Below are 11452 nucleotides of genomic sequence, written 5' to 3' on the forward strand. Positions count from 1 at the left end.
CCGGGATGGGCGCCGCCGTCGGCGTCGTTCCAGGAGGCATGATGCGCGAGTCGTCCCGCGGGCTGCTGCTCGCCGTCGGCGCCTACCTCGTGTGGGGCGTCATGCCGATGTACGTCGTCCTCATGGAGGGCATCGGCGCCATCGAGCTCATCGGCTGGCGCATCCTCGCCTCGCTCGTCGTCGCGGCGATCATCGTCACGGTCGTGCGCGGCTGGTCCCGCATCCGCGCGGTGCTGCGCGATCGGCGCAGCATGCTGTTCCTCTGCCTCTCCGGCGTCGCGATCCTCGCGAACTGGACGGTCTTCGCGTACGCGGTGCTCAGCCAGCACATCGTCGAGACGAGCCTCGGCTACTTCCTCAACCCGATCCTGTCGGTCGTGCTCGCCGTCGTGGTGCTCCGCGAGCGCCTGCGCCCCGCGCAGTGGGTCGCGGTCGGCATCAGCTCGGTCGCGGTCGTCGTGCTCGTCGTGGGCTACGGCACGTTCCCGTGGATCGCGCTCGTGCTCGCGGTGTCGTTCGGCACGTACGGGCTGCTGAAGAAGCAGGTCGGCGCCAAGGTCGACGCCATCACGGGCTTCACGATCGAGACCGCGGCGACGCTGCCCATCTCGATGGCGATGCTCGTCGGGTCGATCGTCATCGTCGGTCCGACCATCCTCGAGGTCTCGCCCGGGCAGCAGTGGGCGGTCCTCGGCTTCGGCGTCGTCACGGCGCTGCCCCTCATGCTGTTCTCCGCGGCGGCGCGACGCGTCTCGCTCGCGACGCTCGGCTTCACGCAGTACATCGCCCCGTCGATGAGCCTCGCGTTCGGCGTGCTCGTCATGGGCGAGCCCATGCCGCTCGAGCGGCTCGTCGGCTTCGCCATCGTGTGGCTCGCGCTCGCGGTGCTCATGGTCGACCTCGTCGTCGCCGAGCGGTCGAGGCGCCGCGCGCTCGCCGTGCCGCTGCCCGCTCCCTGAGCGGCTGCGCCCCGCTCGACGACCGTGACCGTACCGGGATCAGACCGTTACAAGAACGTCACGCAACTGAGGGTTTCTCGGACCTTCCCGCGTCTATCGTTGCCTCAACCCCGGCACGGTCGGGGGCATCACCCTTGACTCAAGGAGCACCATGAAGGCATTCCTTCGACCGCGTTCGCGCCGGAACGCGCTGCTCGCAGCGAGCGCCATCGGCGTCCTCGCGATGGCCGCATGCTCGTCGGGCGGCGGCGGCGACGCCGGCGGCGGCGATGGAGGCGGCGACGGCGGCCCCGAGTCGACGCTCTACGTCGGCACGATCCTGCCCCAGACCGGCAACCTCGAGTACCTCGGCCCGCCCGAGTTCGCAGGCGTCGACCTCGCAGCGGCCGACCTCGAGGAGGCGGGCTACGAGTTCGCCGTCGAGGTCGACCACAAGGACTCCGGCGACACCACGACCGACATCGCGATCCAGTCGGCGGGTGAGCTCGTCGACGCCGGCGCGGACGTCGTCATCGGCGCAGCATCCTCGGGCGTGTCCTTCACGTTCGTCGACCAGCTGATCGACGCGAACATCGTGCAGATCTCGCCGGCCAACACGTCGCCCGACTTCTCGGACTACGACGACGACGGCATCTACTGGCGCACCGCCCCCTCCGACGTGCTGCAGGGCCGCGTGCTCGGCAACCTGATGGTGAACAACGGCGCCACGAACGTCGGCTTCATCTACGTCAACGACCCCTACGGCATCGGCCTGGCCGAGAACGCCACGCTCGCCATCGAGGCAGCCGGCGGCGCCGTCGTGGCATCCGAGGCCTACAACCCCGGTGACACGAACTTCTCGTCGCAGGTCGCGTCGATCATCGCCTCGGGCGCCGACGCGGTCGGCCTCCTCGCGTTCGTCGAGACCGAGAACATCGTCCCCGAGCTGATCTCGACGCAGGGCTACCCGGCGAGCCAGGTCTACTTCGTCGACGGCAACCTCTCGAACACGTACGAGTTCCCCGAGGGCACCCTCGAGGGTGCGCAGGGCACGCTGCCCGGCAACCCGGCCGACACCGACTTCCAGGACCGCCTGGCAGAGGTGAACCCGGACCTCGAGGACTTCTCCTACGCACCCGAGTCGTACGACGCGGTCATCCTCGCAGCGCTCGCCGCCGCGCAGGGCGGCTCGGCGGACGCCGACACCATCAAGGACAACCTGCAGTCGGTGTCCGAGGGTGGCACGAAGTGCACCGACGTGGCCGAGTGCCTCCAGCTCATCGAGGACGGTGAGGACATCGACTACGACGGCGTCTCCGGCCCGATCGAGTTCGACGAGAACGGCGACCCGACCGAGGCGTTCATCGGCATCTACACCTACGGTGCAGACAACCGCTACACGCTGACGACGACCGAGGCCGGCTCGCTCACCGAGTAGCCAGCACTCCGCACCACCGCATCACAGCACCGCATCACGAAGGGGCCCCGGGAGATCGGGGCCCCTTCGCTGTGCGTGGGGAGCGCCCGCCGCCGCGCCCGAGCGCCCAGACCGGTCACGTCCCGCGTCGACCGGTCACGTCTCGCGCCGACTGGTCACGTCGTGCGTCGACTGGTCACGTCGTGCGTCGACTGGTCACAGTTGCACCCACGGTGGTCACGGTTGCACCGACGGTGGTCACGGTTGCACCCAGGGTGGTCACGGTTGCACCGACGGTGGTCGCTGTTGCACCTCGGAGGGGCCATGCGAGGTGCAACAGCGACCACCGTGGGTCGGAAGGCGACCAGGAGGCTGCACGTGCCCTGCAGCCTGTGCGCGCCTCCTGGGGGCCGCCCACGTGGTGTCGGATGCCCGTGCGCGGAGATGCGACCGTCGTCCTGGGCCGAGTGGTCGCATCCTGCGTCGATCGGTCATGATCGCACCGGCGGTGGACGCCATGACACGCACGGTGGTCACGATCGCACCGACGGTGGTCACGGTTGCACCTCGAAGAGGCCCTCCGAGGTGCAACCGTGACCAGTGTGCGTGCATCGCCGGCCGACCACGCAGCGACGGCGGGCAGCCCCGTGGGGCCACCCGCCGTCGATGCGTCGCCGCTGGGGCTGCTAGCGCTCCTCGGAGGGGCGCACGTCGGCATCCGTCGCAGGAGCCGCAGCACCGGGGGTCGAGCCCGCAGCATCCGTCTGCACGGGGCTCGCGGGCGCAGCCGGGACCTGGTCGTGGGAGGCGGTCTTCGCCTTCTCCTCGACGTCGGTCGCGAGCGTGCCGAGGTAGAGCTCGACGACCTTGGGGTCGTTGAGCATCGAGCGACCCGAGCCCGTGTACGCGTCCTTGCCCTGGTCGAGCACGTAGGCGCGGTGGGCGATCTGCAGGCAACGGCGCGCGTTCTGCTCGACCATGACGATCGTGACGCCGTGCTTGTTGATCTCCGCGACGCGCAGGAACGTCTCGTCCTGGCGCACGGGGGAGAGGCCGGCGCTCGGCTCGTCGAGCAGCAGCACCGACGGGTCCATCATGAGCGCACGGCCCATCGCGACCATCTGGCGCTCGCCGCCGGAGAGGCTGCCTGCACGCTGCTTGCGACGCTTCGCGAGCTCGGGGAAGAGGCCTGCGACGAACTCGAAGCGCTCCTTGAACCGACGCGGCTCCTGGAAGAGCCCCATCTCGAGGTTCTCCTCGATCGTCAGCGACGGGAACACGTTGTTGTTCTGCGGCACCATGCCGACGCCCTTGGACACGAGGCGGTCGGCCTTGAGGCCCGTGATGTCGTCGCCCTTGAGCAGGATCTCGCCCCCGCGCACGTTGACCTGGCCGAAGATGGCCTTGAGCAGGGTCGACTTGCCGGCGCCGTTCGGGCCGATGATGCCGATGAGGTCGCCCTCGTTGGCCACGATCGAGCATCCGTTCAGGATGTTGACGCCCGGCAGGTAGCCGGCGACGAGATCCTTCGTCTCGAGCACGACGGTCATGCCTTCTCCTCCTCGTCGGTCGACGCGAGCTCCGCGGCGGCCTCCTGCTCGATCTGCACGACCTGCTGGTTCGTCAGCGTGCCGAGGTCGGTGTCGTGGTGCGCGCCCAGGTAGGCGTCGACGACGGCCTGGTCCTGCATGATCGACTCGGGCGGGCCCTCGGCGACGACCTTGCCCTCGGCCATCACGATGACCCAGTCGGAGATGTGCCGCACCATGTGCATGTCGTGCTCGACGAAGAGGACGCTCATGCCCTCGTCCTTGAGCCCGAGCACGTGATCGAGCAGCGACTGCGTCAGGGCCGGGTTGACGCCGGCCATCGGCTCGTCGAGCATCACGAGGCGCGGGTCGCTCATGAGCGAGCGCGCCATCTCGAGCAGCTTGCGCTGGCCGCCCGAGAGCGACGCGGCAAAGTCCTCGCGCTTCTCGTGCAGCTTGAAGCGCCGCAGCAGGTCGTCGGCGCGCTCGACGTTCGCACGCTCCTGACGGCCCCACAGGAACGGCAGGAGGGCCGAGAGGAAGCGCTCGCCGCGCTGGTCGCGCGCACCGAGCAGCATGTTCTGCAGCACGGTGAGGCGGCCGAGCGACTTCGTGAGCTGGAAGGTGCGCACCATGCCGCGGCGCGCCACCTTGTAGGCGGGCACGTTCGCGAGCGACTGGTCGTCGAGCTGCCAGTTGCCCTCGTTGGGCTTGTCGAAGCCGGTGAGGAGGTTGAAGAAGGTCGTCTTGCCGGCGCCGTTGGGGCCGATGAGCGCCGTGATGGCGTTCCTCGGGATCTCGACGTGCGCGACGTCGACGGCCGTGAGGCCGCCGAACTGCCGCTTGACGCCGTCGGCGATGACGATCGGGTCGACCTTCTTGCAGCCGGGGCCCACCGGGCCGTCGACGAGCGGATGCGTGATCTGCGTGTCAGACATGGAACGACAGCTCCTTCTTGTTGCCCATGATCCCCTGTGGGCGGAAGACCACGAGCACGACGAGCGCGACGCCGACCGCGACGAACGCCAGCTGTCCGGCCTGCGAGGCGGACATGGTGCCGAAGATGCCGAGGCCGTGGAGCTCGGCGATCAGGCCGCGGACGAACGAGAGCAGGAACCAGAACAGCACGCCGCCGAGCACGGGGCCCAGCACGGTCGCGGCGCCGCCGAGCAGCAGCGCCGTCCACACGTTGAACGTGAGGGTCGTGGCGAAGCTGTCGGGCTGGACGGCCCTCGGGAAGATGAACAGGATGCCGGCGATGGCGCCCATGACGCCGCCGAGCACGAGCGCCTGCATCTTGTAGGAGTAGACGTTCTTGCCGAGGCTGCGCACGGCGTCCTCGTCCTCGCGGATGCCCTTGATGACGCGGCCCCACGGGCTGCGCATCAGGCCCCACACGAGCACGACGGCCACGATGACGAGCACCCAGCTGAGGAACGTGTACCAGCCGTTGTTCGACGAGAGCGACTCGAGCGGGCCCGACGCGACCCAGTGGAGCCAGCCGCCGTCGGCGAACGGGTTCGAGGCGTTGATGTCGCCCTTGTAGTCGGTGCCTCGAATGCCCTGCGAGCCACCCGTGACCTCGGTGAGGTCCTGGGTGCGGGCGACGAAGCGCACGATCTCGGCCGAGGCGATCGTGACGATCGCCAGGTAGTCGCCGCGCAGGCGCAGCGTCGGGATGCCGAGGATGAGGGCGAAGATGACCGAGCAGACCACCGCGAACAGGATCGCCGCGATGAGCGACAGCCACGACGGCCATCCGAACTGGGTCGTCGGGTCGACGAACCGCGTGAAGATGGCGAAGCCGTAGGCGCCGATCGCCATGAACCCGGCCTGGCCGAAGTTCAGGAGTCCGGCGTAGCCGAAGTGGATGCCGAGGCCGATGGCGGCCAGGGCGTAGGCAGCGGACTCGGCGGAGATGAGATTGCCGAGCGAACCGAGCAGGACGTCGAGCATCAGCCGATCCTCTCCTTGCGACCGAGCACACCCTGCGGCCGCACGAGCAGCACGAGGATGAGGATGACGAGGGCGACCGCGAACCGGAGGTCGCTCGGCAGCCAGAGCGTCGAGACCTCGGTGACGATGCCGATGATGAGCGCGCCGACCAGGGCGCCGAACGCGCTGCCGAGACCGCCGAGCGTGACCGATGCGAAGAGCAGCAGGAGGATGAGGAAGCCCATGTCCCACCGCACGCTCGCGCCGATGAAGTACGCGTACAGCACGCCGGACAGACCCGTGAGCATGCCGGCGATCACCCACACGATGCGGATGACGCGGTCGACGTTGATGCCCGACGCGGCTGCGAGGCCCGCGTTGTCGCTGACCGCGCGCGTCGCCTTGCCGATGCGCGTGCGCGTGAGGAAGTAGGCCACGGCGCCGAGGATGACGACCGAGACGACCATGCTCACGATGTTCGAGACGTTCACGTTGAACGTGCCGAACGAGATGCGCGCCGAGTTGTCGACCGCGAGGGTGCTGCTGCCGCCGCCGAAGAGGAACTGGTAGAAGTACCGCAGCGCGATCGAGAGGCCGATCGTGACGATCAGCACCTGCACGAGGCCGACGCGTCGTCGGCGCAGCGGCTTGAAGATCGCCGCGTCATGCAGCCAGCCGAACGCTCCGCTCGCGATCAGGACGCCGATGATGGCGACCCAGACGGGCAGCCCCAGCGTCGTCGTGAGCAGGAAGAAGGCGAAGCCGCCGAACGTCACCATCTCGCCGTGGGCGAAGTTGTTGACGCCGGTCGTGCCGAAGATCAGCGTGATGCCGATCGCGGCGAGCGCGAGCAGCAGTCCGAAGTTCAGGCCCGTGAAGAGGCGCTGGCCGAGGCGGGACCACGAGAACGAGCTCGAGCTCGAGGTCGACTCGTTCGACTCGGAGCCGCCGTCGTCGCCGCCTCCGTCTCCCGAGCCTGCGCTCGGCGCGGGTGCGAACGAGCCGGGAGCGCCGATGCCGAAGAGCACGCTCTGCGAGCTCGTCGTGCCGAGGGTGAAGTCGCGCGAGATGTGCGCGGGGTTCACCTCGAGCCCGTCGGGGACCGTCGTCTCGTCGATCGACACCGTGTAGTCGCCCGGTCCGGGCGTCGGGATCGACCAGCGGCCGTCGGCGGCCGTGGTGGCCGTGCCTGCGAACCCGTCCGGGCCGGAGGCGTTGATCACGACGCCGGCGATCGGGGTCTGGGGATCGGAGCGCACGATGCCTTGGAACTGGTACGCGCTCCCCGAGTCCGAGGGCGGGGCGGTCGCGTCGGCGGGGGGTGCCCCGAGTCCGAGCGCGACGGCGAGTGCGGCGAGCAGCGCAGGGATGGCGAGCCACCACCTGGCCGGTCGGAGCGTCTTCTCCACATGTCCTCCAGTGGTCCGTGGCGCAGCCCGAGGGGAATGCGAGAGGCTGGGTGCCTGTTGCACGGTGGAGTCACCATAGCCCGGTGACGGTGTCGAGCATGTTTCGAGTTCTGCCCGAAGCGTGACTCGGGACCGAATCGTTACTCGTACGATGGATGGCGATGGATACGCGCGACCCGTTCGGCTTCACCGGCCTCACCTACGACGACGTCATGCTGCTCCCGGGCCGCACCGACGTCATCCCGAGCGAGGCGGACACCTCGACCTGGCTCTCCCGCCGCATCCGGCTGTCCGTGCCGCTCGTCTCGAGCGCCATGGACACCGTGACCGAGGAGCGCATGGCGATCGCCATGGCGCGCCAGGGCGGCATCGGCATCGTGCACCGCAACCTCGCGATCGCGGATCAGGCGGCGATCGTCGACCGCGTGAAGCGGTCGGAGTCGGGCATGATCACCGACCCCGTGACGATCGGACCCGACGCGACGGTCGCCGAGGTCGACGCGATCTGCGGCCAGTACAAGGTCTCGGGTCTGCCGGTCGTCGACGAGTCCGGCCACCTGCTCGGCATCATCACGAACCGCGACATGCGCTTCGTGGCGCGCGCCGACGGGCCGACGACGCTCGTGCGCGACGTCATGACGCCCGCGCCCCTCACGACGGCGCCCGTGGGCACGTCCCGCGAGGACGTCCTCGAGATCTTCCGTCGCTCCAAGCTCGAGAAGCTGCCCCTCGTGCACGAGGACGGCCGCCTCGCGGGGCTCATCACGATCAAGGACTTCGACAAGGTCGAGCAGTACCCCTTCGCGACGAAGGACGAGCACGGCCGCCTGCGCGTGGGCGCGGCGATCGGCTTCTTCGGCGACGCGTACGAGCGTGCCGAGGCGCTGCTCGAGGCGGGCGTCGACGCCATCGTCGTCGACACGGCGAACGGCGAGAGCCAGGGCGTCATCGACATCGTCCACCGGCTCAAGGCCGACTCGCGGTTCGACGCCGTCGACATCATCGGCGGCAACGTCGCGACCCGCGAGGGCGCCCAGGCGCTCGTCGACGCGGGCGTCGACGCCGTCAAGGTGGGCGTCGGTCCCGGATCCATCTGCACGACGCGCGTGGTGTCGGGCGTGGGCGTGCCGCAGGTGACGGCCGTGTACGAGGCGTCGCTCGCCGCGACGCCCGCGGGCGTGCCGGTGATCGCCGACGGCGGCCTGCAGTACTCGGGCGACATCGCGAAGGCGCTCGTCGCCGGTGCGTCGTCGGTCATGCTCGGCTCGCTGCTCGCAGGCACCGACGAGAGCCCCGGCGACCTCGTGCTCATCAACGGCAAGCAGTTCAAGACCTACCGCGGCATGGGCTCGCTCGGCGCGATGCAGACGCGCGGCACGAAGACCTCGTACTCGCGCGACCGGTACTTCCAGGCCGACGTGCCCTCCGACGAGCAGCTCATCGCCGAGGGCATCGAGGGTCAGGTGCCGTACCGCGGTCCGCTCGCGACCGTCGCGTACCAGCTCTCGGGCGGCCTGCGGCAGTCGATGTTCTACGTCGGCGGCCGCACGATCCCCGAGCTGCAGGCGAAGGGTCGCTTCGTGCGCATCACCGCCGCCGGCCTCAAGGAGTCGCACCCCCACGACATCCAGATGGTCGTGGAGGCGCCGAACTACCGGCGCTGACCCGCGCGGAGCGGCACCCACCCCGCTCGCGTCTCGAGGTGCGGTTGCGGCCTCGAGGGGCTGTTGCATCGGCCCCTCGGTGCAGCAAGCGCACCTCGGAACGCTGTCGGGTGTGCGCAACGCACCTCGGGACGCCACGGTGGGCGGTTCCACAGGGGCCGCCCGTGCACAGGCCGTGCGCTCGTGGCGACGGCGCGCCCGCGAGGCGCGCATCCTCGCGGGCATGGATGACCGTCTCGAGCTCGTGCACACCCAGGCAGTCACGCCGCTCGGCGTCGTGCCGTCGCGAGCCCGGTCGCTGCAGCGCGTGCGACGAGGCGCGTACGTCGACGCCGCCGCGCACGGGGACGCCACGCCCGAGGCCCGGTATCTCGCACGGATCCGCGCCGTCGCGCTCGCTCGGCCCGGCATCGTCATGGCGCTCGAGTCCGCCGCCATCCTCCACGGACTGCCGATCGGCCTGGAGCCCGCGTACGTCTTCAGCACGGGCGATCCCTCCATGTCGGGCGCACGCGCGGGCGTGCGCAGCTCGCATCTGCCGATCCCACCCGAGCACGTGGCCGAGGTCGACGGCATCCGCTGCTCGAGCGTGGCCTGGACGCTCGCCGACCTCGGCAGGCGGCGGGGGCCGCTCGAGGCGGTGCCGGCGATGGACGCCGCGCTGCGGGACCGGTTCGCGACGAGCGATGACGTCGAGCACGCGCTGGCGGCCCAGAGCACGCGCGGCCGCGCGCGAGCGCGGTGGTCGAACGCGTTCGCGAACGCAGGCGCGGAGTCGGTCGGGGAGTCCCGCAGCCGGGTGGCGATCGCGCTGCTCGGCTTCCCGGCACCCGAGCTCCAGGTCGTCGTGCGCACCACGATCGGCGAGGTGCGCGCGGACTTCGGCTGGCGACTCGACGATGGCCTGCTGGTCGGCGAGTTCGATGGCCTCGTGAAGTACGGCACCCTCGCCGCGGCGGCCGGCAGGTCGGGCACCGACGCGCTCGTCGCCGAGAAGCGCCGAGAGGATGCGCTGCGCCGCGTCGCACGGGTGTGCAGGTGGACGTGGGACGACGTCCTGCATCCGGCCCGCCTCCGCGCCATCCTGCTGGCAGCCGGGCTGCCGCACCGGGACGCGGTGCTGCCACCGGGCGTCCGCTGGCGCGCCTGACCCCCTGCTGCGAGGTGCGCTTGCTGCGACGAGGTGCGGATGTAGCAGCCCCTTGGTGCAGCAGGCCCACCTCGGAAGAGAGGAGAGCGCGGCGCTGGGGGAGGGCTGCCGGGAGGGTTGACGGGAGGGTTGCGACCGGCGCAGACGCGATATATCGTGAGGGAGAGACGCGATATATCGCGATTGGGACGAGCAGAGGAGCCGCCGTGGAGGCGAACCAGCACGAGGCGCCGTTCGACGGCGCGACGCCCGCGGACTCGAGCGCCGAGCGGTGGACGATCCGCCCGGGCGAGAGCCGCACGATCACGCTCGAGGGCGTGCGCAGGCTCAAGGTCGGCGTCATCGCCGGCAGCGTCGACGTCGTGGGGCACGACGAGCCGTGGGCGCGGGTCGAGGTCCACCGCGTCGACGGCCGAGACCTCGAGGTCTCGCTCGACGACGGGGCGCTCGCGGTCGCGCATCCGCTGCTGCGCTGGTCGAACCTCCTCGAGTCGCTGAAGTCGCTCGGCGGCGAGCGCGGGCGCGTCGAGGTCAGCATCCTCGTGCCGCGCGGCACCCGGCTCACCTACGGGCAGGTGTCGGCGGAGGGGCTCGTCACGGGCCTGACCGCGGGGGCCGACGTCAGCACCGTCTCCGGCGCCGTGCAGCTCGACGGCGTCGTCGGCGCGCTGCAGGTCAACACCGTCAGCGGTGACGTCGAGGCGACCGGGGTCGACGGCGACCTGCAGGTGCACAGCGTGAGCGGCGACGTCACGGCCTCCGGCGCCTCCCCGCGCGTGGGGATCGACACCGTGAGCGGCGACGTGCTGCTCGACCTCCACGGCCCCGTGCGGTCCGTGTCGATCAACGGCGTCTCGTCCGACGCGACGATCCGCGTCGACCAGGGCGTCGCGGCCGAGGTCGTCACGAACACCGTGAGCGGATCGGGGAGCATCTTCGGCGCTCGCATGCCCAAGCGCGGCGGGCGCCACACGGAGCCCGGCCTCGGTGAGGCGGCCCGCGTGAGCCTCAACTCGGTCTCGGGCGACCACACGGTCGTGCGCCGATGAGCCCCGTCTTCGCGCACGGCGCCCTGCGCCTGTACCTGCTGGCGCTGCTCGCGGAGTCGCCGATGCACGGCTACGAGGTCATGCAGGCGCTCGAGCGTCGTTTCGGCGGCACCTACCAGCCCTCCGCCGGCACGATCTACCCGCGCCTGTCGCGGCTCGAGGAGGAGGGGCTCGTCGCCAAGCACGCCGACGGGCGTCGCACGCGCTACGAGATCACGGATGCCGGACGCGCGCATCTCGCCGAGCGGGAGGGCGAGCTCGACGCCCTCGAGACCGAGATCGGCGATTCGGTGCGACGCCTCGCCGACGAGGTCCGCGGCGGCGTGCGCGATGCCATGCGCACGCTGCGCGCCGACCTCGC

At 70.4% G+C, this 11452-nt stretch carries 9 protein-coding genes and 1 pseudogene; 6 read left to right on the plus strand and 4 right to left on the minus strand.

Annotation, left to right across the window (positions count from 1 at the left end):
- Window positions 1-41 precede the first annotated feature (41 nt).
- Together rarD and ABD249_RS02735 are read left to right on the plus strand one after the other, a co-directional pair.
- The gene (gene rarD, locus ABD249_RS02730; RefSeq protein ID WP_344340048.1) at window positions 42-959 is read left to right on the plus strand and encodes an EamA family transporter RarD; all 918 of its coding nucleotides are present in this window, start codon (window positions 42-44) and stop codon (window positions 957-959) included.
- Window positions 960-1110: 151 nt separating this feature from the next.
- The gene (locus ABD249_RS02735) at window positions 1111-2376 is read left to right on the plus strand and encodes an ABC transporter substrate-binding protein (RefSeq protein WP_344340050.1); all 1266 of its coding nucleotides are present in this window, start codon (window positions 1111-1113) and stop codon (window positions 2374-2376) included.
- Between the two features lie 806 nt (window positions 2377-3182).
- Here ABD249_RS02735 and ABD249_RS02740 read toward each other — a convergent pair.
- From ABD249_RS02740 to ABD249_RS02755, 4 genes and pseudogenes are all read right to left on the minus strand, one after another.
- Window positions 3183-3905: pseudogene (locus tag ABD249_RS02740) on the minus strand (ABC transporter ATP-binding protein); the annotation flags it as partial.
- Window positions 3902-4822: an ABC transporter ATP-binding protein gene (locus tag ABD249_RS02745; RefSeq protein WP_344340051.1), complete on the minus strand. Its 921-nt coding sequence runs from the start codon at window positions 4820-4822 to the stop codon at window positions 3902-3904. The pseudogene ABD249_RS02740 and the gene ABD249_RS02745, both read right to left, overlap by 4 nt.
- Window positions 4815-5840 carry a branched-chain amino acid ABC transporter permease gene (locus tag ABD249_RS02750; RefSeq protein ID WP_344340054.1) on the minus strand — a complete coding sequence of 342 codons (1026 nt, stop codon included), beginning with the start codon at window positions 5838-5840 and terminating at the stop codon, window positions 4815-4817. Before ABD249_RS02750 ends, ABD249_RS02745 begins: the two co-directional genes overlap by 8 nt.
- Window positions 5840-7228: a branched-chain amino acid ABC transporter permease gene (locus ABD249_RS02755; RefSeq protein WP_344340055.1), complete on the minus strand. Its 1389-nt coding sequence runs from the start codon at window positions 7226-7228 to the stop codon at window positions 5840-5842. The genes ABD249_RS02750 and ABD249_RS02755 overlap by 1 nt, the downstream gene beginning before the upstream one ends.
- A 161-nt stretch (window positions 7229-7389) precedes the next feature.
- On the opposite strand from ABD249_RS02755, the gene guaB reads away from it, so the two are divergent.
- From guaB to ABD249_RS02775, 4 genes are all read left to right on the plus strand, one after another.
- The gene (gene guaB, locus ABD249_RS02760) at window positions 7390-8892 is read left to right on the plus strand and encodes an IMP dehydrogenase (protein WP_344340056.1); all 1503 of its coding nucleotides are present in this window, start codon (window positions 7390-7392) and stop codon (window positions 8890-8892) included.
- A 223-nt stretch (window positions 8893-9115) separates the two neighbouring features.
- Window positions 9116-10042, plus strand: a complete 927-nt coding sequence (locus tag ABD249_RS02765) for a hypothetical protein (RefSeq protein ID WP_344340059.1) — start codon at window positions 9116-9118, stop codon at window positions 10040-10042.
- A gap of 206 nt (window positions 10043-10248) precedes the next feature.
- Window positions 10249-11091, plus strand: a complete 843-nt coding sequence (locus ABD249_RS02770) for a DUF4097 family beta strand repeat-containing protein (protein ID WP_344340060.1) — start codon at window positions 10249-10251, stop codon at window positions 11089-11091.
- The coding region (locus ABD249_RS02775) for a PadR family transcriptional regulator (protein WP_344340062.1) at window positions 11088-11452 on the plus strand (365 nt) is incomplete at its 3' end. The genes ABD249_RS02770 and ABD249_RS02775, both read left to right, overlap by 4 nt.

The organism is Agrococcus versicolor (assembly GCF_039531815.1).
In the GTDB taxonomy this organism is placed as follows: Bacteria; Actinomycetota; Actinomycetes; order Actinomycetales; family Microbacteriaceae; genus Agrococcus; species Agrococcus versicolor.

Coding starts and splice junctions, on each gene's coding strand:
- ABD249_RS02745 (WP_344340051.1), bottom strand. CDS start 4,822: ATGTCTGACACGCAGATCACGCATCCGCTCGTCGACGGCCCGGTGGGC.
- ABD249_RS02750 (WP_344340054.1), bottom strand. CDS start 5,840: ATGCTCGACGTCCTGCTCGGTTCGCTCGGCAATCTCATCTCCGCCGAG.
- ABD249_RS02765 (WP_344340059.1), top strand. CDS start 9,116: ATGGATGACCGTCTCGAGCTCGTGCACACCCAGGCAGTCACGCCGCTC.
- guaB (WP_344340056.1), top strand. CDS start 7,390: ATGGATACGCGCGACCCGTTCGGCTTCACCGGCCTCACCTACGACGAC.
- ABD249_RS02735 (WP_344340050.1), top strand. CDS start 1,111: ATGAAGGCATTCCTTCGACCGCGTTCGCGCCGGAACGCGCTGCTCGCA.
- rarD (WP_344340048.1), top strand. CDS start 42: ATGCGCGAGTCGTCCCGCGGGCTGCTGCTCGCCGTCGGCGCCTACCTC.